General features: G+C 65.9%; 17 protein-coding genes. 8 read left to right on the plus strand and 9 right to left on the minus strand.

Annotated elements, in window-relative coordinates; all coding sequences use genetic code 11:
• Positions 1 to 19 precede the first annotated feature (19 nt).
• Positions 20 to 655 (minus strand): TetR/AcrR family transcriptional regulator, encoded by a 636-nt coding sequence (locus AC3A4Z_RS20445; RefSeq protein WP_498713835.1) that lies wholly within the window; start codon positions 653 to 655, stop codon positions 20 to 22.
• 205 nt (positions 656 to 860) lie between these two features.
• Between AC3A4Z_RS20445 and ppsA the strand changes: the two genes are divergently transcribed.
• A complete protein-coding gene (gene ppsA / locus AC3A4Z_RS20450) occupies positions 861 to 3,257 on the plus strand; it encodes a phosphoenolpyruvate synthase (RefSeq protein ID WP_498713837.1) in 2,397 nt (798 codons plus the stop codon).
• Positions 3,258 to 4,109, plus strand: a complete 852-nt coding sequence (locus AC3A4Z_RS20455; RefSeq protein WP_493972673.1) for a pyruvate, phosphate dikinase/phosphoenolpyruvate synthase regulator — start codon at positions 3,258 to 3,260, stop codon at positions 4,107 to 4,109.
• Positions 4,110 to 4,178: 69 nt separating this feature from the next.
• On the opposite strand, the gene AC3A4Z_RS20460 is transcribed toward AC3A4Z_RS20455, so the two are convergent.
• Complete coding sequence (locus AC3A4Z_RS20460; RefSeq protein ID WP_498713841.1) at positions 4,179 to 5,162, minus strand: ABC transporter substrate-binding protein; 984 nt, start codon at positions 5,160 to 5,162, stop codon at positions 4,179 to 4,181.
• A 326-nt stretch (positions 5,163 to 5,488) separates the two neighbouring features.
• Between AC3A4Z_RS20460 and AC3A4Z_RS20465 the strand changes: the two genes are divergently transcribed.
• Entirely contained in the window at positions 5,489 to 7,822 is a 2,334-nt protein-coding gene (locus tag AC3A4Z_RS20465; protein ID WP_498713843.1) for a coiled-coil domain-containing protein, read from the plus strand.
• Between the two features lie 94 nt (positions 7,823 to 7,916).
• Here the strand turns inward: AC3A4Z_RS20465 and AC3A4Z_RS20470 are convergent, their stop codons facing one another.
• Positions 7,917 to 8,615, minus strand: a complete 699-nt coding sequence (locus tag AC3A4Z_RS20470; RefSeq protein WP_498713846.1) for a type 1 glutamine amidotransferase domain-containing protein — start codon at positions 8,613 to 8,615, stop codon at positions 7,917 to 7,919.
• 27 nt (positions 8,616 to 8,642) lie between these two features.
• Positions 8,643 to 9,515: an aldo/keto reductase gene (locus AC3A4Z_RS20475; protein ID WP_498713848.1), complete on the minus strand. Its 873-nt coding sequence runs from the start codon at positions 9,513 to 9,515 to the stop codon at positions 8,643 to 8,645.
• A 141-nt stretch (positions 9,516 to 9,656) separates the two neighbouring features.
• Between AC3A4Z_RS20475 and AC3A4Z_RS20480 the strand changes: the two genes are divergently transcribed.
• The 3 genes from AC3A4Z_RS20480 (at position 9,657) to AC3A4Z_RS20490 (ending at position 15,119) form a co-directional block, all read left to right on the plus strand.
• Positions 9,657 to 10,646, plus strand: coding sequence for an MsnO8 family LLM class oxidoreductase (locus AC3A4Z_RS20480; RefSeq protein WP_493972669.1), 990 nt, complete (start codon positions 9,657 to 9,659; stop codon positions 10,644 to 10,646).
• A gap of 313 nt (positions 10,647 to 10,959) precedes the next feature.
• Complete coding sequence (locus tag AC3A4Z_RS20485; RefSeq protein ID WP_498713851.1) at positions 10,960 to 13,590, plus strand: trehalase-like domain-containing protein; 2,631 nt, start codon at positions 10,960 to 10,962, stop codon at positions 13,588 to 13,590.
• Between the two features lie 62 nt (positions 13,591 to 13,652).
• The gene (locus tag AC3A4Z_RS20490) at positions 13,653 to 15,119 is read left to right on the plus strand and encodes an MFS transporter (protein ID WP_498713853.1); all 1,467 of its coding nucleotides are present in this window, start codon (positions 13,653 to 13,655) and stop codon (positions 15,117 to 15,119) included.
• Positions 15,120 to 15,132: 13 nt separating this feature from the next.
• Here AC3A4Z_RS20490 and AC3A4Z_RS20495 read toward each other — a convergent pair whose 3' ends face one another.
• The 4 genes from AC3A4Z_RS20495 to AC3A4Z_RS20510 form a co-directional block, all read right to left on the minus strand.
• The gene (locus AC3A4Z_RS20495) at positions 15,133 to 16,260 is read right to left on the minus strand and encodes an FAD-dependent oxidoreductase (RefSeq protein ID WP_498713855.1); all 1,128 of its coding nucleotides are present in this window, start codon (positions 16,258 to 16,260) and stop codon (positions 15,133 to 15,135) included.
• Positions 16,261 to 16,270: 10 nt separating this feature from the next.
• Positions 16,271 to 17,197 (minus strand): AEC family transporter, encoded by a 927-nt coding sequence (locus tag AC3A4Z_RS20500; RefSeq protein ID WP_498713857.1) that lies wholly within the window; start codon positions 17,195 to 17,197, stop codon positions 16,271 to 16,273.
• A gap of 63 nt (positions 17,198 to 17,260) precedes the next feature.
• Positions 17,261 to 17,686, minus strand: coding sequence for an aspartate 1-decarboxylase (panD, locus tag AC3A4Z_RS20505; RefSeq protein WP_200900723.1), 426 nt, complete (start codon positions 17,684 to 17,686; stop codon positions 17,261 to 17,263).
• A gap of 148 nt (positions 17,687 to 17,834) precedes the next feature.
• A complete protein-coding gene (locus tag AC3A4Z_RS20510; RefSeq protein WP_498713859.1) occupies positions 17,835 to 18,749 on the minus strand; it encodes a LysR substrate-binding domain-containing protein in 915 nt (304 codons plus the stop codon).
• A 152-nt stretch (positions 18,750 to 18,901) separates the two neighbouring features.
• Between AC3A4Z_RS20510 and AC3A4Z_RS20515 the strand changes: the two genes are divergently transcribed.
• Positions 18,902 to 20,365, plus strand: coding sequence for an amino acid permease (locus AC3A4Z_RS20515; protein ID WP_498713862.1), 1,464 nt, complete (start codon positions 18,902 to 18,904; stop codon positions 20,363 to 20,365).
• Between the two features lie 372 nt (positions 20,366 to 20,737).
• Complete coding sequence (locus AC3A4Z_RS20520) at positions 20,738 to 24,241, plus strand: proline dehydrogenase family protein (protein ID WP_498713864.1); 3,504 nt, start codon at positions 20,738 to 20,740, stop codon at positions 24,239 to 24,241.
• A gap of 127 nt (positions 24,242 to 24,368) precedes the next feature.
• Here AC3A4Z_RS20520 and AC3A4Z_RS20525 read toward each other — a convergent pair whose 3' ends face one another.
• A complete protein-coding gene (locus tag AC3A4Z_RS20525; protein ID WP_493972660.1) occupies positions 24,369 to 24,686 on the minus strand; it encodes a hypothetical protein in 318 nt (105 codons plus the stop codon).
• Positions 24,687 to 24,800 lie beyond the last annotated feature (114 nt).

Raw genomic sequence — 24,800 nt, forward strand, 5'->3', positions numbered from 1 at the left:
GCGAATGATGCCGCGGTGCTTAGCGTTCCTGGATGGCGTCCTCGCCGGGCCCGTTGCCGGGAGCGTTGTCCTGCGGCGGGGCGAAGGCGATTTCCTCGGTGCGGGCGATGCTTCGCTCGATGGACTCCTGGTCCACCCCGAGAAGCGAGGTCAGCCACATGCCGTTCTGTATCACCACAATGTCCGAGGCCCGTGCCCGGCATTCGTCCCATGGCATCCCGGGCTGGGCTTCAGAGACCAGCGCCGCAAGCCCGTCGATGTAGCGGTCAAAGGCGGCAGCGTTGATCTGCGCGTAGTCCTCGTCTGCCTGCGCGAGGGCCCACAGGTGCAGGCGCAGGGACAGGTAGCGGGTGGTCAACAGGTCGGCGGCCGCAACCCGCCGCAATGCCTTGCGGAGTTGCTCATCCGCGGAAACGGAGGAGTCCCGGGCCAGCAGCAGGAGGTCGTGTTCGTCCACGCGCTGCAGGGCCGCCCGGATCAGGCTTGTTTTATCGTCGTAGTAGTAGTTCACCAGGCCCAGCGCGACGCCGGCTTCCCGGGCTACCGCACGCATGCTCACGCCGGAGATGCCGTGCCGGGACAGCAGGTCCAGTGCGGCTTCGAGAATGCGCGACTGCCTGTCGATTTGTTCGCCGTTGACCGTGTTTGTCCCCATCTGGCCAGACTATTGCCAAACCCGTGCAGGTGCACTTTGGCGGCTGCCAGGCCGCATCTGTCAGACAACTCGGTGACTTTTCATTACTTCCCATTGGTGTTGTGCGCGTCACATGTAATTGCTTCCGGACGGCGTACCCGCCCAACCTTGCATCACATCTTTTTTAAGCGCTTGTCAGAGCGTGCCCAACGAAGGAGCACCACCTATGACTGACGTTCTTTGGTTTTCGGACCTCGGCCTGTCCGACCTTGACCAGGTCGGCGGCAAAAACGCCTCGCTCGGGGAAATGGTCCGGGGCCTCGCCTCGGCGGGGGTCAAAGTGCCGGACGGCTTCGCCACCACCGCTGACGCCTACCGGCGTTTCCTGAGCGGCTCGGGCCTGGACACCCGGATCGAAGACATCCTTGAGGGCCTGGACAGCGGCGATGTGGCCGCCTTGGCCCTGGCAGGGAAACAGATCCGGGACCTGATCCGCAGCACCCCGTTTCCGGACGGTTTCGAGGAACAGATCCGTACTGCTTACACCCGCCTGACGGACCAGCACGCGGGGGACGTGTCCTGGGCGGTGCGTTCCAGTGCCACGGCAGAGGACCTTCCTGATGCTTCCTTCGCGGGGCAGCAGGAGACGTTCCTGAACATCCGTGGCGTCGAGAACATCCTGCTCGCCATCAAGGATGTTTTTGCCTCGCTCTACAACGACCGCGCCATCGCCTACCGGGTGCACCACGGGTTCACCCATTCCGAGGTGGCACTCTCGGCCGGCGTGCAGCGCATGGTCCGCTCCGACGTCGGCGCCTCCGGGGTGATGTTCACCATGGACACCGAAACGGGCTTCAACGACGCCGTCTTCATCACCTCGTCCTACGGGCTGGGGGAGGCTGTGGTCCAAGGTGCCGTTAACCCTGACGAGTTCTACGTCTACAAGCCGGCCCTGGCCGCCGGACGCCCGGCAGTCCTGAAACGCGGCCTGGGCGAAAAAGCAGTCCAGATGACCTACACAGAGTCCCGCGAGGTGGGCAGGACCGTGGACTTCGTGCCCGTGCCGCAGGACCTCCGCCGCCGTTTCAGCCTGACGGATGAAGAAGTGGAGCAGCTTGCCCGCCACGCGGTGGCCATCGAGGCGCACTATGGCCGTCCCATGGACATCGAGTGGGGCAAGGACGGGGTGGACGGGGAGCTGTACATCCTTCAGGCCCGCCCCGAAACTGTTGAGTCGCGTAAGGCCACCGGCACCATCTCCCGGTACACGCTGAACGAGCGCTCGGCTGTCCTGGTGGAGGGCCGCGCTATCGGCCAGCGTATCGGCGCCGGGCAGGTGCGGGTCCTCACCTCGATCGACCAGATGGCCTCGTTCCAGGCCGGCGACGTCCTGGTGGCCAACATGACGGACCCGGACTGGGAACCGATCATGAAGAAGGCCGCCGCCATCGTCACGGACCGTGGCGGGCGCACCTGCCACGCCGCCATTATTGCCCGCGAGCTTGGCATCCCGGCCGTCGTCGGAACCGGCAACGCTTCCAGGGTCCTTGCGGACGGAGTCCCGGTCACTGTTTCGTGCGCCGAGGGCGAGGCCGGCCTGGTCTACGAGGGCCTGCTGGACTACACCCTGAACGAGACCAGCCTGGACACCATGCCGCCGGCGCCGGTGAAGATCATGATGAATGTAGGCACCCCCGAGCAGGCCTTCAGCTTCGCCAGGCTTCCGCACCACGGTGTTGGCCTGGCCCGCCTCGAATTCATCATCAACCGCCAGATCGGCATCCACCCCAACGCCCTGCTGGCGGTGGCGGGAGAAATCGAACGCCCCGCCTCGCTCTCGGACTACACCGTGCGGGAAATCCGCGAGAAGACGGCAGCTTACGACGGGCCCCGGGACTACTACGTCCGGCGCCTGGCCGAGGGTATCTCCACGATCGCAGCGGCTTTTGCCCCGGAGCCGGTGATCATCCGGATGTCGGACTTCAAGTCCAACGAGTACGCCAACCTGCTGGGCGGCCCCGCATTCGAACCAGCCGAGGAAAACCCCATGATCGGCTACCGCGGCGCCTCCCGGTATCTCTCGGACTCTTTCCGGCGGGCTTTCGAGCTTGAGTGCGAAGCCCTGAAGTTCGTGCGCACCGGGATGGGACTGTCCAACATCAAGATCATGGTCCCGTTCGTGCGCACCCTGGCCGAGGCCCGCGGCGTGACTGAGCTGCTCGCCGCCAACGGGCTGCGCCGGGGTGAGGACGGCCTGGAGATCGAGATGATGTGCGAGCTTCCCTCAAACGCCCTCCTCGCCGATGAGTTCCTTGAGTACTTTGACGGTTTCTCGATCGGCTCCAATGACCTGACCCAGCTGACGCTGGGCCTGGACCGTGATTCCGCCCTGGTGGCCGAAGGCTTCGATGAACGTGATCCCGCGGTTACGAAGCTCCTGGAAATGGCCATTGCGGCCTGTCGCGCCAAGGGCAAGTACGTCGGAATCTGCGGGCAGGGCCCCAGCGACCACCCGGACTTTGCCGAGTGGCTCCTCGAGCAGGGCATCAGCTCCATCTCGTTGAACCCCGACGCCGTGACGGACACCTGGCTGCGCCTGGCCCGCACCCGCTCCGCGGTCTAAATGGCCGACGCCCACCGGATGGATACCGTGGGGGCGGACAGCTCGTCCGCCCCCACGGTGTTCTTCCTTTCTGACAGCACCGGCATCACCGCCGAAACGCTGGGCAACACCTTGCTCACGCAATTTCCCAGCCGGCGCCTCGAGCGCCGGACGATTCCGTTCATCACCTCTGTGGAGCAGGCGCACGAGGTAGTGGCCGTCATCGATCAGCTGGCCGCGGAAGGGCCGCGGCCGATCATCTTCTCCACCACCGTGGGCAACGACATCCGGGCCGTCCTGTCCCAAAGCCGGGGGCACTTCTTCGACCTGTTCGGTGCGCACATCGGCCAGCTGGAACATGCCCTGCATGCCTCTGCCAGCGGACAGCCGGGCCAGGCCCACGGCGTGGGTGACGCGGCCCGCTACCAGTCGCGCATGGCCGCCGTTGAATACGCCATCGAGCACGACGACGGCCAGTCGGTACGTGCCCTGGAGCGGGCCGAACTGATCCTCATTGCCCCGTCACGCTGCGGCAAGACGCCCACCACTATGTACCTGGCACTGCAGCACGGCATCCTCGCGGCCAACTTCCCGCTGGTGGAGGAAGACTTCGCCAGTATGTCCCTGCCCAAACCGTTGCAGCCGTTCGTGGACAAGTGCTTCGGACTCACCTCACTGCCCGTCCGGCTGAGCCAGATCCGCCAGGAACGCAGACCCGGCAGTGACTACGCCTCACTGGGCCAGTGCACTTTCGAGCTGCGCAACGCCGAGGATATGTACCGGGTCAACCAGGTGCCGTATGTGAACTCCGCGTCGATGTCCGTCGAGGAAATCTCCGCCACCGTTCTCCAGCGCATGCAGCTGCACCATTGAGCATGTGCCACCACGAAGAATCCCCGCCTTGCCGAAGCAAGGCGGGGACCCATTCGTCGGCAGGCCCGCTTACTTCTTGGGCAGGCCTGCCGGGTTCAGCTCGGACTTCTGGATCGCCTCGGATGACAGGCCCCAGCGGTCCAGGATCTTGGCGTAGGTGCCGTTTTCGATCAGTTCGTTCAGTGCGGCCTGGGCCGCGACGGCCAGGCCGTTGTCCTTCTTGGTGGTGAAGGCGATCTGGGCCGTCAGCGGCCAGCCGCCGTTGAGGGTGCCCACCTGCTTGCTCTTGCCGTCCAGCGCGGCCTTGTAGGCGGACCCGGCATTGGGCGCGAACGTCAGGTCCGCACGGCCGGACTGCAGGGCCAGCGTGGAGGCGGAGTCGTCGTCGTAATACTGGAACTCAACCGGCTTCAGGCCGTTCTTTTTGTTCTCCTCGTCCCAGCGCACCAGGATCGCTTCCTGGTTGGTGCCGGAGCCAACGATGACGCGTTTGCCGGCAACATCCTTGGCCTCCTTGACCTCGCGGATGTCCGAATCGCTCTTCGCGTAGAAGCCCAACAGGTCGTTCCGGTAGGTGGCGAAATCGAACTTCTCCTTACGCGCTTCGGTGACGGTCACGTTGGACAGCACGGCTTCGTACTTCGCAGATTCGATGCCCAGCGGCCAGTCCGCCCAGGCCACGGGAAGGACTTCCACCTCCAGGCCCAGCGTCTCACCCACCGCGTAGGCGATGTCCACCTCGCTGCCGATCAGCGTCTTGTTGTCCGTGGCAAAGGTGCTTAGCGGGGCAGTGCCGCCGGTGCTGACCACTGTCAGTTTGCCGTCGGCCTTGATGGCCTCCGGGACCAGCGCTGCGGCCTCGGAGTCCACGGACACCTTGAAGCGGTCCTGCTCAGGGGACAGGTTGAAAGTCTTGCCGGCCGAGGTGGCGGAGGATTCCGACGTCGGTGCTGTCGCCGCCGTCGCGCCCGGGTCGGCGCACGCCGCAAGCCCCAGCAGCGCGGTGAGAGTGAGGGCCACGGCAGCAGCCGGTTTCGCCTTGGTAATGGCCATTTTTCCTCCTTGGAGGTAGGTCTTTGTTGCAACGGAATGTGTTCGTTGCAGCCACTATCCGACAGCGCGGGCCGGCGAATCAAAGGCGGTGAAACCCGGAGATACGGGGAGTAACTGCAGGTCACGGGAGGACCGCGGCGGTCACATTTGCAACGCCCGAACTCGGGCACGTCCAAGTAGTGCCGGCCGGGTGCGGTTCGGGAAAACGAGTACTGCGCGAGCAAAGACAGGTGGGCGATTACGCGTGTGCCCCGCTGGTGCAGCAGCCTACCGTTGGCTCAGCAGCGGTCCGGACGGGCCGCCTGGTGGTCTCTACAGGAGTTCATATGCGCAATGCAGCGTCGAAGTCTGTCCTTTCCCGCCGTCTCGCCGCCGCCGTTGTGCTGCCCGGACTGCTCGCCACCAGCCTGGTGCTGGTCCAGCCAGCAGTTGCAGCGACGTCGTCCAATGGATCCGTCTGCAACGGCGTGGTGAACCAGTTCGCGCACCGTGGAACAGTGCAGGAGAACCTGCTGAGGGCGGCGGCGAAGAAGAACGCGGATGTCATCGCCAAGCTGGAGGCCGAAAAGGCGCAGCTTCAGGCGCAGGAAGCTGAACTGAAGGCCGGAATCCAGGCTGCAGACAAAGCCCTCGCGGAACTTGCGGCCGAGGAGCAGCAACTCGTGGATAACGAGGCTGCCGCAGTTCGGGAACTGGCCCAGCTCACTGAGGAGAGGGCCGGCAAGGCCGCACAGGTTAAGGAAACTGAGGCAGCCATCGCTGACCTTAAGGCCAAGCAAGCGGCCGTCGTCAGCGAGCTTTCACCCCTTCAGGAAGAACTGGCGGCCGCCGAGGGCGCAGCCGCAGACCTGGAGGCGGAGGCGGCCCGGCTCGAAGCCCGCAAGGCAGCCAACGCGCAGGAACTCACCGACGCCCGGGCGGACCTCGAAACGCTGCAGGCGGCGGCGGCTGACGCGGCAGGTGCCGTCTCCGCCAAGGAAGGCCAAATCCAGCAGGCCGACGGCGAACTGGCAATCCTGATTGCCGCGGCCTCCGGCGCAGCCACCGCCGTGGACGCTGCCCGGCTGGAGGTCACCGAGGCTAAGGAGCACCTGGACAGCCTCATAGCAGACAGTGCCACGGCAGCGGATACGCTGCAGGCCGCGAAGGATCAGCTGGCCACTGAGGAACAGGCGTTGGTTGATCTCCAAACCACAGCCACAGCCGCAAATGATGCCGTCGCCGACAAGAAAGCACAGATCACCGCGGCCGATAGTCAACTGACCACACTTAAGGCCGCGGCCACCGCCGCGACGAACGCCCGCAACGCCCAGAACGATGCCATCGCAGCGGCTGAGGCCGAGCTGGTCACCCTCCAGGCTGCTGCGGCGGCTGCCGCGAAAGCGGTGGAGGACAACACGGCCAGGGTCAGCACCCTGGGCGCCGAGACCACAGCCCTTCAGGGCCAGATCACCACGCTGAACGCCGGCATCACTGCAAAGCGGGCTGAGCTGACTGCCGCCACGAACGAGCTCACGGCGCTGCAGAACAACTCTGCATCCCTGCAAACCCAAATCAGCGATCTGACAAAGCAAATTGCCGCCATCAAGGGAAATTCGGACGAGAAGACTGTGCTGCAGGCTCAGCGCAAGGCCAAGCAGGACGAACTGGGTGTTGTCACTGGCCAGATCGCCGACAAAACCGCGCAGATCTCCGGGCTGCAGGGCAACCTGACAACACTCCAGAACCAGGTGAACACCCTCAACACCCAACTCCTGGCCAAGCAGCAGGAGAGCAGCGCCCGTCAGCAGCAGGCAGCACCGCTGCAGGCGGTACTGACGGCAGCCAATGAGGGAGTTACGGCCAAGGAAACCCAGATTGCGTCGCTCAAGGCCGGAATTTCCGCCTTGCAGGGCGCTGTCGACAAGGCCACCGCCGCGGTGACCGCCAAGCAGACCGAACTGGCGGACTTGCAGGGCGACCTGTCCACCTTCGAGCAGGCCGCCACCGACGCAGCCAAAGCTGTGGCGGCCCAGCAAACAGTGGTCACGGACCTGAAAAACGCCCTTCCGGCCCTGGAGTCCGGCGCCGCGCAGGCAGAGCAGGCCATCGCCGACCAGGAAACCGTGCTGGAAAGCAAGAAGTCCGCGCTGGGGACGGCACAGGAAGAACTGGCCGCGGCCAACCAGGCGGTGGAGGGCAAGAAGACCGACCTTGCAGCACTGCAGGACCAGCTCAAGGGACTGCAGTCGGCGTTGGAGTCCGCGAACGGTGCCGTGACCGACCAAACGGCGCAGGTCGAGTCCCTGAACCGGCTGGCCGAAAGCCTGGCAGCGGACGTGTCGGCGATCAACAGCCAGGTGATTATCAAGGAAAACGAGATCCTGTCCCTGCAGAACCGGGTGAAGCCCCTTCTCGACCAGCTCGACCAGCTCAACGGTGAAATCAGCGCCGCGGAGGCGAACCTGAAAACCCTGCAGGGCCAGCTGACCACCCTGGACCAGCAGATCACGGCGGCCCAGACAACCCTGAGGAATCTGGAAGCCAAGAAGGGGGCGAACAAGGATGCCGTTGCGGCCCAGAGGCTGGTCGTCAACGCCCTGACAGCCAAACTGGGTGAGGTCCAGAAGCAGATTACCGCCATCGACGGAACCATCGCCCTGGGCGGCTGCGCCGTCTAGTTCACGAGCGGCAGCGCCCAACGACGTGCGCCGAAGAGAAGTGGCCCGGTCATCAGACCGGGCCACTTCTCTGTCAGCAGGGCAGTTGCACCGATCAGCCCAGGGCCTTGATGACTTCCTTGGCCACGTCCTCGCTGGACTGCGGGTTCTGGCCGGTAATCAGGTTGCCGTCGCGGACCACGTTGGACGTCCACGCCGCGGCGTTCTCAATAACCGCGCCCTTTTCCTTCAGCGCATCCTCCACCAGCCACGGCGTGTTCTCGCCGGTACCGCCGCCCAGCTCCTCCTCGTTGCTGAACACCGTGAGGCGACGTCCGGCGAAAACGAAAGCGCCGCCGTCGTCCGCTGCGCTAAGCAGCCCGGCGGGACCGTGGCAGAACGGCGCGATGACCTTGCCGCCCCTGTCCGCGGCCACCAGCAGCCGGCCCAGGTCCGCGTCCTTGTACAGGTCGGCCATGGGTCCGTGGCCGCCGGGCATCACCACGGCGTCGTAGGCGGAAGGGTCGACGTCGGCCAGAACCAGCGGGTGCGAGAGCTCGGCATCGATGGCTGCCAGGTAGTCCCGGAAGCCCTTCGCCCGCTCCTCACCGCCGGCGGAATCCGGGGCGAGGGACACCTGGTCCACAGTAGGTTTCCGGCCGCCCGGAGTTGCGATGTGGACGGTATGGCCGGCGTCGAGCAGGGTCTGGTGGGCCACCACCAGCTCCTCGGCCCAGAACCCGGTGGGGTGCTCGCTGCCGTCCTTCATGGTGAGGGAATCTGCTGCTGAAACGACCATCAAAATGTTTGCCATAGTGCTGCTCCTGTCTGTACGGAAGTGCTATTCGCCGGCGGCTTCGAGCCCGGCATACGTTTCGTCGTCGAGTGTGATGTCCGCGGCGGCCAGGTTCTCCTCGAGGTGTTTCACCGAACCGGTGCCGGGGATGGGCATCATCACCGGGGACCGGCGCAGCAGCCAGGCCAGCGCAACTTGGGATGTGGTGGCGCCGAGGCGCTTCGCGGCCTCGTCCAGCGGCCCGCCCGGCTGCGCCAGTTCGCCGGCCGAAATCGGCGCCCACGGAATGAACCCGATCCCGTTCTCCTCTGAATAGCGCAGCACGTCCTCGGAGCTCCGGTCCGTCAGGTTGTACCGGTTCTGCACGGTTGAAACACTGAAATACTTCCCCGCCGCCTCGAGCTCCGCCACGCTCACCTGCGAGAGCCCCAGCGCCCGCACCTTGCCCTCGTCCTGGAGTTCGCGGAGCACGCCGAACTGCTCCTCGGCGTCCACCTTGGGATCGATGCGGTGCAGCTGCAGCAGGTCCAGCGTGTCCACTTTTAGCTTCCGCAGGCTCAGTTCCGTCTGCTGGCGGAGATATTCCGGCCGGCCAACCGGGATCCACTGGTGGGGCCCGGTGCGGGTGAAACCCACCTTCGTGGCGATCTTCAGCCCGTCCTTGTACGGGTACAGGGCCTCGGCAAGGATCTCCTCGCTGATGTTGGGGCCGTAAGAGTCTGCGGTATCGATGAAGTCCACGCCTAACTCGACGGCGCGGCGCACCACATCCAGTGCGGCTTGGCGGTCTGCAGGCTCGCCCCAGACGCCGTCACCCACGATGCGCATGGCGCCGAAGCCAAGCCGGTGCACGGTTCCCAGATCCTTCAGGTCGATCGTTGCGGACAGTTCCAACTGGTTCGTTGTCTCAAGGCTCATAGGGGCGGCAACATCATCAGCCTGCTGAGTATTCCGTAAGTCACAGAAATAAGCCGGCAGCCGCCGTCGTTATACACTCCGTGCCCGCCGCAACCCAGCCGGCACCTCCCTGCGAAACATTCTGAAAGGCCGGCACTTACCGTGACTCTTCCCCTCTCCATCCTTGACCTGGCAACCATCGGCAAGGGCCAGACGGCGGCGGAGAGCTTCGCAGGCAGCGTCGCCATGGCGCAGAGCGCCGAGAAACTGGGCTACCGGCGCGTCTGGTACGCCGAGCACCACAACATGTCTTCGATTGCTTCGTCCGCAACAAGCGTGCTGATCGCCCACGTTGCCGCGCACACCGAAAGCATCCGGCTCGGCGCCGGCGGCGTGATGCTGCCCAACCACTCGCCGCTCACCATCGCCGAGCAGTTCGGCACCCTGGAGACCCTGCACCCGGGCCGGATCGACCTGGGCCTGGGCCGGGCTCCGGGCAGCGACCAGAACACCATGCGCGCCCTGCGGCGGGACCCGATGTCCGCGGACAGCTTCCCCCAGGACGTCCTGGAACTGCAGGGCTACCTCACCGGTCCCACCCGGATCCAGGGCGTTGAGGCCACCCCGGGCAAGGGCACCAACGTTCCGCTGTACATCCTGGGATCCTCCTTGTTCGGCGCGCGGCTCGCAGCCCAGCTCGGGTTGCCATACGCGTTCGCCTCCCACTTTGCCCCCAACGCTCTCCAGGATGCCGTGGCCCTCTACCGCCGCGAGTTCAAGCCCTCGGCGCAGCTGGACGCGCCGCACGTCATCGCCGGAGTCAACGTCATCGCCGCGGATTCCGCGTCCGAGGCACAGGCCATGATGCAGGCCACCAAGCGTGCCCGGGTGTCCCTCTTCTTCGGCGGCGGCCGGGAGTTCACCGACGACGAAGCGGACATGATCCTCGATTCCCCGCAGGGCCAGCACGTCTCGCAGATGATGACCTACTCCGCGGTGGGCACACCGGACGTCGTCCTGGATTACCTGGACGGGTTCGGCCGGCACGCTGACGCCGACGAACTCATCGTGGCGCACCAGAGCACCGGCACGGAGGAACGGCTGCGGTCCGTGGAACTCCTGGCCCAGGCTGCCGGGCTGGCCCGCGTCTAATTCTTCGGTCCGCCGCCGTGTCACACCCGGCACTCTTTTGGGAAAGCACGACGGCGGGTTCCCTTGTTTCGTGCGGCGCGCCCCGACGTCGTAGTCCAAAAGAGTGCCCTGCGTGACGGCGCCGAAGTTTTTCGGCCGGACTTTTACACATACGCAATGCAGGGGACTTTCGCGGGAAACCGCCGGGGCTGACTATGGGAAATGCCTCTCCTTGGGAATCGCTGGGATTCCCGGGAGGGGCACCAACCGGTAGACCGCAGGCGATCCCGCGGGCTGAATTCCCGGACTGGTCCTTCCTCGAAGGGGTACCTGGATGCCGACGCCCTTGAACCAAAGCGTGGCGGATTCCGCGCTGCTCACCCGTTCCCTCCCGCTGGAGATGCTCCGCGCGTTCGTCCAGTCTGATGCGGCGGACAACGGGCTGACGCCTGCGCTCCTCGCCGAACTCAAAGTACTGGCCCGCGTTCCAGGGCTGCTGGTGGCCTGCAACTACGGCGGTACCCTGTGCGACGCCGAGGGAATTTCCACTGAAATCCTGCCGCTGGGCAATGCTGCCATTGCCCTGCGCGCCCTGGCGGCCCTGCCCAACACCCATGCCGCCATCATCTCGGGGCGCTCGCTCCGTGACCTCGCGGCGGTCTCGCGCCTTCCCGTGGAAGTACATCTCATCGGCTCGCACGGCGCGGAATCGGACATGGGCTTCGCGCACGGCCAGACCCTCGCCACCGAATCCGTCCTGCAAAAGGTCAACGCGGCCCTCATCGAGGCAGTGGGTTTCCAAAAAGGGATCTGGATTGAACGCAAACCCGTGGCCGTCTCCGTCCACACCCGGCCCGCCCCGCCGGACGTCGTGGAGTCCGTCACCGAAACCGCCCGGGAGATCGCCCGGATCCACGGCCTGTTCTTCATCGTGGACGGCTCAGTACTGGACCTGTCCGTAGTGGAGCCGTCCAAAGCAGAGGCACTGGAGACACTCCGCTCCCGGCTCGGGGCCAGTGCGGCCATGTTCGCCGGCGACGCCTACAGCGACGAACTCGCCATCGCCACCCTCCGCGGGCCGGACCTGGGACTGCACGTGGGCCCGGGGGAAACCGCCGCCGCACACCGTGTCCGCGACCCAGAATCCTTCGCCCGCGTCCTCGCCCTCCTCTTCGAACTGCGGCGGGCCTGGCTGTTCGGCGAGGACGCCGTGGGCCTGGAACGGCACACCATGATCGGCAACGGATCCTCCACCGCGCTGCTGACACCCGACGCCAAGGTCTGCTGGATGAGCCACCCGCTTCCGGACTCCGGGTCCCTGTTTGCCCACATCCTGGGCGGAGACGCCGCAGGCCACTTCTCCGTGGAACCGGTCAAGGCCTCCCAGGTGCTGGGGCAGCGGTACGTGGACAGCACCATGATCGTCGAAACCCGGTGGGCGGACGTCACGGTCACGGACTACCTGGAGCCCGCCCCGGAGGGCATCACCAGCCTGGTCCGCGTGCTCTCCGGCAACGGAGCCGCCAGGATCGTCTTCGCACCCCGGCCGGACTACGCCAACGCCCCGTTCAGCATGGAAGCCCGCGGCACCGAAGTGCATGTGGTGGGTACGTCGGAACCCATCATCCTGTTCGCGCCCGGTGTCACCTTCAGCATCACCTCGGACGGCCGCCACGCCACGGCCACTGCATCCGTCAACCTGCAGGACGGGCCCATAGTGCTCAACCTGCGCTGCGGCGACACGGAACCGCAGCCCGCCGACCCGGAAGGGGAAACGGAGCGGCGGGCGGGGGTGGCCCTTCATGCCCGGCAGTGGGTGCAGCGGCTTGCCCTGCCTTCAGTCAAGCCGTCACTGGTGCGGCGCTCAGCCCTGGTGCTCCGGGCCCTGGTGCATGAACCCACGGGCGCCGTCCTCGCGGCCCCCACCACGTCGCTGCCCGAGGGTATCGGCGGGACCAGGAACTGGGACTACCGGTACTGCTGGCTGCGGGACGGATCCATGACCGTCAACGCCCTGGTGGACCTCGGCTCCACAGCGGAGGCCGCCGGATTCCTCGCCTGGTTGGGACGGATCCTCGAACACGCGCCCGGCCCCGAATGGCTGCACCCCCTTTACTCGGTGACCGGTGCGCCGCTCTCCACGGAAGCCGTCGTGGACAGCCTCCCCGGGTACGCTGGCTCCCGCCCGGTCAGGATCGGCAATGCCGCGGACCACCAGGTGCAGCTGGACGTCTTCGGGCCCGTTGCGGAACTGATCCGTACCCTGAGCGAGCGGGAAGGCGCGCTCGCCGATGACCACTGGGAGCTGATGGTCCAGATGGCCTCGGCCGTCCTGGCCCGCTGGCACGAACCCGACCACGGCATCTGGGAAGCCCGCCGGGCAGCACGCCACCACGTCTATTCCAAGGTGATGTGCTGGGTGACCCTTGACCGCGCTTTGCGGACAGCCGCCCGCCACGGCCGGGAGCCGGACCCCGCCTGGGAACCAACTGCAAGCACCATCCGCGAAGAGGTGCTGCGCGAAGGCTGGGATGAGTCCGCCAATTCCTACACCGTGGCCTACGACAGCCCGGACCTGGATGCCGCCGTCCTGCATATCGGCCTCTCCGGCCTACTGGATGTTTCTGACCAGCGCTTCCTGGATACCGTCACCGCCGTTGAACGGGAGCTGCGGGTGGGACCCACCGTTTTCCGGTACAGGTACGACGACGGCCTGCCGGGCCTGGAGGGCGGGTTCCACATCTGCACCACCTGGCTGATCGAAGCGTACGTAGCCGTGGGCCGCATCGACGAAGCCTGGGACCTGTTCGACCAGCTGGTGAACCTCTTCGGCCCCACCGGCCTGCTGCCCGAGGAGTACGACCCCGGCACGGAGACCCATCTGGGAAACCATCCGCAGGCCTACTCGCACCTTGGCTTCATCCGCTGCGCCCGGCTCCTGGACGAACACCAGCACAGAAGATAGGCGGGGCCGGTCGTGGGTACCTAGAGTGGAGGTAACAGGGACCCAAGACTGAAACGAGACTGATGATGACCGCCCGTGCCCAGGGAGTGGGGTTCCGTTCGGAACGCGGCCCTATTCTCATCGCCCTGATGCTGTCTACCGGGCTGGTGGCCATTGATTCCACCATCGTGGCCACGGCCGTGCCGTCAATCGTCCGGGATGTGGGCGGGTTCGAATCGTTCCCGTGGTTGTTCTCCGCGTACCTGCTGGCCCAGGCAGTCTCCGTGCCCATCTACGGAAAACTCTCAGACATGGTGGGCCGAAAGCCGATCATCCTGGCGGGCATCGGGCTGTTCCTGCTTGGTTCCGTACTCTGCGGGATCGCCTGGAGCATGCCCACACTGATCGCCTTCCGGGCCCTGCAGGGACTCGGTGCCGGGGCCGTACTGCCGGTTTCCATCACCATCGCAGGGGACATCTACTCCCTGGAAGAACGCGCGAAGGTCCAGGGCTACCTGGCCAGCGTATGGGCCGTCTCCTCCGTGGTGGGCCCCAGCCTGGGCGGCATCTTCTCCTCGCTGGGAATCTGGCGCGGGATCTTCCTGGTCAACGTCCCGCTGTGCCTGCTGGCCGGCTGGATGCTGTTCCGGACCCTGCACGAAAACATCGAGCGTGCCAGGCACCGGGTGGACTACGCCGGCGCGGTCCTGCTGGCGGGTTCACTCGGCCTGCTGATCCTTGGCGCCCTGCAAGGTGGCCAGGGGTGGGAGTGGGACTCGCCCATCAGCATTGGCATCTTCGCGGTGGGCGCGGTACTGCTGGCCGTGTTTTTGGTGGTGGAGCGGCGGGCAGCAGAGCCGGTGCTGCCGTCCTGGGTAGTCTCTCGCCGGCTGCTCGGCACCACCGCGCTGGTGTCGTTCGGAGTGGGGGCAGTAATGATCGGACTGACCTCCTACGTGCCCACGTTCCTGGAAGGGGCACTGAACACCTCACCCCTGATTGCCGGCCTCGCGCTCGCGGCACTCACCCTCGGCTGGCCCGTCAGTGCCTCACAAGCGGGCCGGCTATATCTGCGGATCGGGTTCAAGGCCACGGCATTGATCGGGATCTGCATTACCGTGGCGGGCCTGCTGGTCCTGGCGCTCACGGCAGCCACTCCCAACGTGGTACTGGTGGCCACCAGCTGCTTCGTGGTGGGACTCGGCCTCGGGCTGGTTGCCACACCCACGCTGATCTCTGCGCAGTCCAGCGTTTCCTGGAATGAGCGCGGCGTGGTCACCAGTACCAACATGTTTGCCAGGTCCATCGGGAGCGCGCTGGGTGTGGCCGTGTTCGGCGCGGTAGGGAACGCGGTTTACGCGAACACAGCCGGCGAAGGCGACGCCCCCGCCGTGGTGGCCGCTTCCGGCGCCGTCTTCCTGGCGGCGCTCGTGGGCGGCATCCTTACTGTGGCGGCGGTGCTGGCGATGCCCGCAGTGAAACCGGACACAGCAGACGCCGGGGAACCGGATTCGGATCCGGAAAAAAGCCGGAGCGTTGCTGATAAGTAGCTGCCGCTTGTACCTAGCGTGAAGCGCGGAAGATCTCCGGCGCCGGCCGGGTGCCAGTTGCGAGATCCGCGAGAATCCGGCCTACCACCGGGGTGAACTTGAACCCGTGCCCTGAGAAGCCGGCGCCGATCACCACGGGGCCGATCCGGTCCAGGATGAAGTCCTCATCCGGGGTGGTGGTGTAGGTGCAGCTGATGGCCTCAAACGAATCCGCGTCCACGCCCGGCAGCCACGTCCGCGCGTAATCCTGCAGGGCGGCGAGCTGTACGGGTTCGGGCTGGAAGGACCGCCGGTCCGGATCCACCAGGGGGCCCACACCGTGCCAGCCGGCCTTGATCCCCTCACCCGGTGTCTGCATCCCGTACACGGGGGAGTACCAGTCTTTATATTCCACGCCGGTGCCCGGCATGTGGTTGAACCCGGGCCAAACGGCACCGGCATCGGCTACGCGGAAGTGCGCGGGCTGCTCCTGGGTGACCCGCAGCTTCGGAATCCGGAGTCCTGCGCCGCGGCTGCCGAGAAGTTTCTCCGTCCAGCCGCCGGCGGTGACCACTACCTGGGCGGCGGTGACCGTCTCGGTTCCGGCGGCTGACTCCAAAGCCAGCCGGACGCCGTCGTCCATCACCTGGAACTCGATCACTTTGGTGTGGTGCCGGATCTCGGCGCCGCGTGCTGCGGCGAGCCGCTGGAAGGCGGGAAGCGCCGCCTCCGGGTTGAGCTGGCCGCCGTCGGGCATGTACAGGGCCTGCTGGTCGAACCGGATGCCGCGCCAGCGCTCGCCTGCCTCCGCGGGGGACAGGAACTCCGCCCGGATGCCGGCCTCGTTTAAGGCAGCCGCGACGTCCGGAAGCCGCGGGTCCGGTCCGTGGTTGACGATTCCCGTGCGGGCCAGCAACGTCTCGCCGCTGTCCTGCTCCAGCTCGTCCCACAGGGCCAGCCCCTCGGCCAGCATCGCCACGTATTCGGGACGGTGGTAGCCCGGGTTCAGGTTGCGCGTGCTGCCGTGCGAGGCGCCGATCTTGTGCCCGGGCCCGAACTGCTCCACGAGCGTGACCTGGCGGCCGCGGCGGGACAGCGCCCAGGCGGCGGCCGACCCCATCGCTCCGCCGCCGATCACCACGGTGTCCAGCATCTTGTCCATCAATCTCCCCTTACGTCAGCAGCAGCGCTACGCCAATCATCGCCGGAACCGCCACAACGGTAGTAATCAGCACGGTGTCCTTGGCCACGGTGAGGCCGGTCTTGTAGCGGCTGGCGGCCACAAAGACGTTTTGGGCGGTGGGCAGCGCGGATGTGACAACCACGGCGAACAGCGCATGCCCTTCCATTCCCAACGCGAACCGGGCGAAGAGATACGCCAGCCCCGGCTGGACGGCCAGCTTGAAACCGCTCGCAAGCAGCGTGTCCACGCGCCGTCCCGCAGCCGCCTGCAGCGGGCGGGTGCCGTTCAGGCTCATGCCGAAGGCGATCAGCATGGCCGGAATGGCTGCACCGCCGATCAGGTGGATGGGCTCCATCACCAGTGGCGGGACCTGCCAGCCGGTGCCGGCCACCACCAGGCCCAGCGCGGACCCCACAATCATGGGGTTGCGCAGGATCATCACCGCAAAATTCAGGGGTGTGGTGCGGTGCGCGCTGGTGCTGGAGTCCAGGATCATCAGGAACAGCGGCGTGAAGAAGGCCAGCTGGAAGATCAGCAGGGGCGCCACATAGCTCGCATCACCCAGAACATATACCGCGATAGGAATACCCAGGTTGGCGGAGTTGGCGAGTGAGGCTGCCATCGAGCTCATCAGGGATTCCGGCAGTGAGCGCTTGAGCCAGAACTTGGCAATGGAGAAAAAGATAGCGGCAGTGGTGATGGCGGCCGCCGCGGTTACCAGCAGGGGTGCGGCGAAGACTTCGGCCAAGCGCGCCCTGCTGAGGGTCTCGAAGAGCAGCGCGGGGCTGGCCACAAAGAAGGTGAGGGAGCTGAGCACCTGGCGGGCGTTGTCACCCAGAATTTTCCGCCGGCCCACGAACCAGCCCACCAGGATGATGCACCAGACGACAAAGAAGCCGGCCAGTACACCTAGCATGGGATCACCGGCGGCTTATCCCCCAGGGCGCGGCGGATGTGGGTACCGGGACGCACGCTCCGGTTAGACGGTGGCGTTGTTAAGCGCGAAAGGGGGGCGCATCATCCCGGGAGTGAGGCCCTCGGCGGGGTCGTTGCCCAGCTGGATGATCCGGTTGTCCGCGTCCACGTGGACTACCCGCGGTTCGTAGGCCTTGGCCTCTTCGGTGGTCATCTGGGCGTAGGTAATCAGGATGACGAGGTCGTTCTCGTGCATGAGGTGCGCCGCTGCACCATTGATGCCGATGACACCGGAACCGCGCTCGCCGGCGATGGTATAGGTCTCAAGCCGTGCGCCGTTGGTGATGTCCACGATGGACACGAGCTCGCCGGGCAGGATGTCGGCGGCCTCGAGCAGGTCCAGGTCCACGGTGACGGAACCGACGTAGTGCAGGTCGGCGTGCGTGACGGTGGCCCTGTGGATTTTGGACTTGAACATTGTTCGATTCATAACGGCATCAGTCTAGCGCCGGGGGGCCCACGGCGCAGTGACGCAGGGAACACCGGCGCAGGGACCGTCCCCGCGCAGCGACGGGGAGGTTCGTTGCGCACATCGGACCTGCTGCCACCTCAGGAGGGGCGCGTACGAGGGCGGCCGGTCACCCGTCGTCGTTCCTTGCCACCGCCGCGGCTGCTGCAGCCAGCGTCTCCCTCGCGGCCAGGATGGCCGGCCGCTGGGCGCTGGAGCGGCGCACGGAGGTGAAGATGGTGCGGTGCGGTTTTCCCGGTAGTTCCAGGAGTTGGGCAGTGGTGCCGCGGCCGGTCCACACCAGGTCGGGCATCAGGGCCACCGCGTTGCCGGACTCGATCAGGCGGGCCTGGGCCTGCAGGTCCGCGGTTTCAAACCGCACGTCGGGCTCAAAGCCGGCGCTGCGGCAGGCCTGCTCGGCCCAGTGGCGGGATGCGGCGCCCCGCGGCTCCATGACCCAGGCGAGCTCCGCGGTGTCCTCGAGCGAACGGATGGCGGGCCCGCCGTCGGACGCCGGCGGAACGGCAAGCCGGATGGCGTCGGTGGTCAGCTTGATGCGGTCCAGTTCGGGGTATCGGGGCGCCGCGTGGCCCGGATACTGTTCGGCGATAACGAGGTCGAAGTCGCGCGCCCAGGTTTCGTGCAGGGCCGTTTCCGGCTCGCGCTGGATCATTTCGATCCGGACCTCCGGGTAGGCGGTGCTCATCCTCGTCAGGGTGTCCGGCATCAGGGCCAGGGCTGCGGACTGGAAGACCGCGATCCGGACCGTTCCCGTGACGGTGGTCAGGGAAGCGGCGAGGTCCGCCTCCGCCTGCTCCATGGTTTCCAGCAGGTTCGCGGTGTGCGCCACCAGCACTTCGGCCTGGGGCGTGAGCTGGACCCGCCGGCCGGTCTTCCGGAGCAGCTCCACGCCCACTTCCTTCTCGAGAAGGGCCAGCTGCTGCGATACCGACGACGGGCTGTACTGGAGTGCCTCGGCCACCTCCGCCAAGGTCCCCCGGATACTCAATTCCCGGAGCAGCCGGAGCCGGCGGACGTCAAGCATAAGGAAATCCTTACCGGAACTAATGAATATAGGTTAGAAGTAGTCACTTTATCTAATGCAAGCACCCTTGCATACTGTTGGGATCGAGTTACCCCTGTCACAAGTGATTTTTTCGCGCCGTGGCGGGGCAGCACCCCAAGCAGGAGTTCCTGATGAGCAGTAGAGACATGACCCAGTCGATCATGCGGCGCAAGCCGATCGATGACATCGAGGAAGAAAACAAACACAGTGGCCTCTTCAAGTCGCTCGGCCTGTGGCAGCTGACCGCAATCGGCGTAGGCGGCATCATCGGCGTCGGCATCTTCTCCCTTGCCGGACTGGTGGCGGCAGGCAGCGAGGGAACGCCCGGGGTGGGCCCCGCCGTCCTGATTTCGTTCCTGATCGCGGGCCTCGCCTCCGCGGCGGCGGCACTTTCGTACGCGGAGTTCGCCGGCATGATTCCCCGCGCAGGCTCTGCCTATACCTATGGCTATGTTGCCCTGGGCGAGGTGATCGGCTGGTTCATCGGCTGGGACCTGCTCCTCGAGTACATCGCCATCGTGGCTGTGGTGGCCATCGGCATCTCCGGCTACTTTGACGCGTTCCTCTCGGGTATCGGTATCCATATGCCGGTCTGGATGACGTCAACTCCGGATGAAGGCAAGGGCGGCATCGTCAATATTCCTGCCATTGTTGTCTGCCTGATCGTCACCTGGATCCTGTCCCGCGGCACCAAGGCCTTCGGCCGGTTCGAACTGGTGGCAGTGGCCATCAAGGTGGTCCTGATCCTGTTCATCATCGGCCTGGGCATCTTCTACATCGACACCAATAACTACAACCCGTTTATGCCCAGCGGCTTCGGTCCCGTGCTGGCCGGCTCAGCGACGGTGTTCTTCGCGGTGTTCGGCTACGACGCCATGAGTACGGCTGCAGAGGAAGCGACCGACGGCAAGAAGCACATGCCCAAGGCCATCATCCTGTCCCTGATCATCGCGATGCTCCTCTATGTAGCCGCTACCCTGGTTTTGACGGGCATGCAGAACTACAAGGACATCGACCCCAAGGCCGGCTTCGCGTCAGCCTTCACCGGTGTTGGCCTCCCGATCATCGCCACCATCATCTCCGTGTTCGCAGTTCTGTCCATCCTCACCGTTATGCTGACCTTCCTCCTTGGCGTCACCCGCGTCTGGTTCTCCATGAGCCGCGACGGGCTCCTGCCGGGCTGGTTCGCCAAGACCGACCAGCACGGCACGCCGCAGCGGGTCACCTGGATTGCGGGCATTGCCTCAGCCCTGCTGGCCGGTGTCTTCCCGATCAAGGCGGTGGCCGACCTCACCAACATCGGCATCCTCGCCGCGTTCGTCGTGGTCTGCCTCTCGGTGATCATCTTCCGGTACAAGCGGCCGGACGCCCCCCGTTCCTTCCGCCTGCCGCTGATGCCGCTGGTTCCGGCGTTCGGCGTCCTGGCCTCTGCGTTCCTGATGTTCCAGCTGCACTGGGAAACCTGGCTGCGGTTCGGTATCTGGCTGGTCATTGGCCTGGCCATCTACTTCTTCTACGGCAAGCGGAACTCGCTGATGAACCCCAACAGTCCGCGGCACGAAGAAATCGTGGAGATGCACCGCCCCCTCGCCTGACCGTCCCCCGGACGCCCGCTCACAAGTGGCCGCCTTTCCAGCAGCGCCTGCTCACTTGTGGCCGCCTTTCCAGCAGCGCCTGCTCACTTGTGGCCGCCTTTCCCGGGACGCCCGCTCGCTTGTGGCCCCAAAAATGCGAACCCCCGCTCACTACGCGTGAGCGGGGGTTCGCTGTTTGGGTGCCAGGAGTGAGCGCGCGTCGGGGTTTGGGGGCCACATGTGAGCGCGCGTTGCCGGGGCTCGGAGGCATCGGAAAAGCATTGGTTTTTCTAACCTGTATTGCTTAGAAAAGATCGCTTTATCTTATGTGACTCGAGGCTCATACTGATGAATAAGACCTCCTCGAACCACAGGAAAGAACGAGAAAAAGCCATGACCCACATTGCAATGGAGCCCGGAGTCGCAGCCGGGACACTACCCACCGTTGACGTTGATGTGCCGCAGGCGAAAGCCCTCGCCACGGAAGCCGTAGCACTGGTCCGGCACTGGCTCACCGAAGCCGCCAAGGTCCCGGTGGATGCCTCGGCGCAGCAGCTGGCCGGGGTGCTGAAGGATCCCAATGGCCTGGAGTTCACCGTTGGTTTCGTGGACGGTGTGGTCCGTCCCGAGGACCTGAACGTCGCCGCCCGCAACCTTGCCGCACTCGCGCCCAAGGTGCCCGCCTTCCTCCCCTGGTACATGCGCCGCGCTGTCGCCCTGGGCGGCACCATGGCGCCGGCCATGCCGCAGGTTGTTATCCCCATCGCCCGGAAGGTCCTGCGCGAGATGGTGGGCCACCTGATCGTGGACGCCACCGACGCCAAGCTGGGCCCGGCCATCGCCAAAATCCGCAAGGAAGGCATCAAGCTCAACGTCAACCTCCTCGGCGAAGCTGTCCTCGGTGAACACGAGGCCTCCCGCCGGCTCGAAGGCACGCACACCCTGCTGGCGCGTCCCGACGTCGACTACGTCTCCATCAAGGTTTCCTCCACCGTGGCCCCGCACTCCGCCTGGGCTTTCGACGAAGCCGTGGAACACGTCGTCGAGAAGCTCACCCCGCTGTTCCAGCGCGCCGCGTCCTTCGCCCACAACGGAGGCAAAGCCAAGTTCATCAACCTGGACATGGAGGAATACAAGGACCTGGACATGACCATTGCGGTCTTCACCCGGATCCTGGACAAGCCCGAATTCAAGAACCTGGAGGCCGGCATCGTGCTCCAGGCCTACCTCCCCGACGCCCTGTCCGCCATGATCCGGCTGCAGGACTGGGCGGCCGAACGCCGCGCCGACGGCGGTGCCGCCATCAAGGTCCGCGTGGTCAAGGGCGCCAACCTGCCCATGGAGCAGGTGGAATCCTCCCTGCACGACTGGCCGCTGGCCACCTGGGGCAGCAAGCAGGACTCGGACACAAGCTACAAGAGCGTCATCAACTACTCCCTGCACCCGGAGCGGATCAAGAACATCCGCATCGGCGTTGCGGGCCACAACCTGTTCGACATCGCCTTCGCCTGGCTCCTGGCCAAGCAGCGCGGCGTTGAATCCGGCATCGAGTTCGAGATGCTGCTGGGCATGGCTCAGGGACAGGCCGAGGCCGTCAAGAAGGACGTCGGTTCCCTCCTGCTCTACACCCCGGTGGTGCACCCGGCCGAGTTCGACGTCGCCATTGCCTACCTGATCCGCCGTCTCGAAGAGGGCGCGAGCCAGGACAACTTCATGTCGGCAGTTTTCGAGCTCAGCGAAAACGAGGGCCTCTTCGAACGCGAAAAGCAGCGCTTCCTGGCCTCGCTCGCCGCGCTGGACAACAGCGTTCCGCTGCCGAACCGCCGGCAAAACCGCAGCCTGCCGCCTGTCCCGATGCAGCATGAGGGATTCGAGAACACCCCCGATACCGACCCGTCCCTCCCCGCCAACCGTGACTGGGGCCGTGCCATCCTGGAGCGCGTCCCGTCCTCCACCCTGGGCAACGCCGCCGTGGCGGCGGCTTCCATCAAGGACGAGGCCACCCTCAACGACGTCATCCAGACGGCAGTGGAGAAGGGCAAGGCCTGGGGCGCCCTGTCCGGTGCCGAGCGTGCGGAGATCCTGCACCGGGCCGGCGATGTCCTGGAGGCCCGCCGCGCCGACCTGCTCGAGGTTATGGCCAGCGAAACCGGCAAGACCATCGACCAGGGCGATCCCGAGGTCAGCGAAGCGGTGGACTTTGCCCACTACTACGCCGAGTCTGCGCGGAAGCTGGACGCGGTCGACGGCGCCACGTTCGTCCCGGCCAAGCTCACCGTTGTGACGCCGCCGTGGAACTTCCCGGTCGCCATCCCCGCAGGGTCCACCCTTGCGGCACTCGCCGCCGGCTCCGCCGTCGTCATCAAACCCGCCAAGCAGGCCGCCCGCAGCGGCGCTGTGATGGTGGATGCGCTGTGGGAAGCCGGCGTGCCGCGCGACGTGCTCACCATGGTGCAGTTGGGGGAGCGTGAACTCGGCAAGCAGCTGATCTCGCACCCGGCCGTGGACCGCGTGATCCTTACGGGCGGCTACGAAACCGCCGAGCTGTTCCGGTCCTTCCGCCAGGACCTGCCCCTCCTTGCCGAGACCAGCGGCAAGAACGCCATCATCGTCACCCCCAGCGCGGACCTGGACCTGGCTGCCAAGGACGTTGCCTACTCCGCGTTCGGCCATGCCGGCCAGAAATGCTCCGCCGCCTCACTGGTGATCCTGGTGGGCTCGGTGGCCAAGTCCAAGCGCTTCCACAACCAGCTCATCGACGCCGTCACCTCCCTGAAGGTGGGCTACCCGGAGGACCCCACCAGCCAGATGGGCCCGATCATCGAGCCGGCCAACGGCAAGCTCCTCAACGCCCTCACCACCCTCGGCGACGGCGAAAACTGGGCTGTTGAACCCAAGAAGCTGGACAACACCGGCCGGCTCTGGAGCCCGGGCGTGCGCTACGGCGTCAAGCGTGGGTCCTACTTCCACCTGACAGAGTTCTTCGGGCCGGTGCTCGGCGTCATGACCGCCGACACGCTCGAAGAGGCAATCGCCATCCAGAACCAGATCGAGTACGGCCTCACCGCAGGCCTGCACTCCCTGAACTCCGAGGAGCTCGGGATCTGGCTGGACTCCATCCAGGCCGGAAACCTGTACGTGAACCGCGGCATCACCGGGGCCATTGTGCAGCGCCAGCCGTTCGGCGGCTGGAAGAAGTCAGCCGTCGGCGCCGGCACCAAGGCAGGCGGGCCCAACTACCTGGCCGGCCTGGGCGACTGGACCCCGGCCGCCAGCACCGCTGACGCCGCTGTTACCAACCCCGGAGTCCGCCGGATCATCAACGCCGCCGGTGCAGCCCTCGAGCCTGCCGAGCTGGAGTCCGTGCGGCGGGCGCTGGCATCGGATGCCCAGGCCTGGGCTGAGGAATTCGGCACCGCCAAGGACGTTTCCGGCCTCAGCGCGGAGCGCAACATCTTCCGTTACCGGAGCCTGCCCGTCACTGTGCGGCTCTCCGAAGGTGCCCCGCTGGCGCACCTGGTCCGGACCGTAGCCGCCGGCGTCCTGGCCGGTTCGGAACTGACCGTGTCCTCCGCCGTCGAACTTCCTGCGCAGCTTCGCCCGGTGCTGACGGCACTGGACATTGAAGTGACGGTGGAGCCCGACGCCGAATGGCTGGCTTCTGCGGAACGCCTCGCCACGGCAGGCAAGCTGTCCGGGGCACGCATCCGCCTGATTGGCGGTGACGCCGCTGCCCTGGCGAAGGCCACGGGCGGCCGTCCCGACCTTGCCGTCTACGCCCACGCGGTCACCGAGGCCGGACGCGTTGAGCTGCTGCCGTTCCTGCACGAGCAGGCCGTCAGCATCACGGCCCACCGCTTCGGCACACCCAACCACCTCTCGGACACCCTGATCTAGTTTCTCTGCAGGCAAGACAGAAGGCCGGCGGCCACCTTTGCGGTGGCTGCCGGCCTTCCGTCGTGCTGTTGGTTCAGTCTCGACTTCGTTCGTTGAGCTTCGACTCCTGGGTTGAGCCTGTCGAAACCTAGCCCAGGTACCAGCCCGGGGGTGTCCAGGTCACGGGAACGCTGTGGGCGGAGAACTGTTCGCAATGCGTGCAGGTGTAAGCAACTTCGCCCAAAGTGGCGACGTTGCCGTCCCGCCGGTAGGTCGGGGGGATGTAGGACTCGAGGTAGACAAATTCATCGGTGCGGCATGTGTCGCAGGTAGGCTTGCCCACATAGCCGGTGTCTGTGGAGGCGATGCCGGCGCCGAGTGTTGAGCTGCGGGTGGCGGGTGGACGCGCTGCGTTATGCGGGCGCGCGTGCGTGGAGCTGAGATGGGTGTTTCGGGCTGTCGTCATTGGCTGCCTGTCCCGAGCACGTGGAACCTGGCACGCAGGAGCATGCTCGTGTTAGTGAACCGGCCATCTGCTTGACCCTGGGAAAACCAGCATAGGCGATGCGGCCTTCCGTGA

Source organism: Arthrobacter sp. Soil_C_49 (assembly GCF_057656635.1).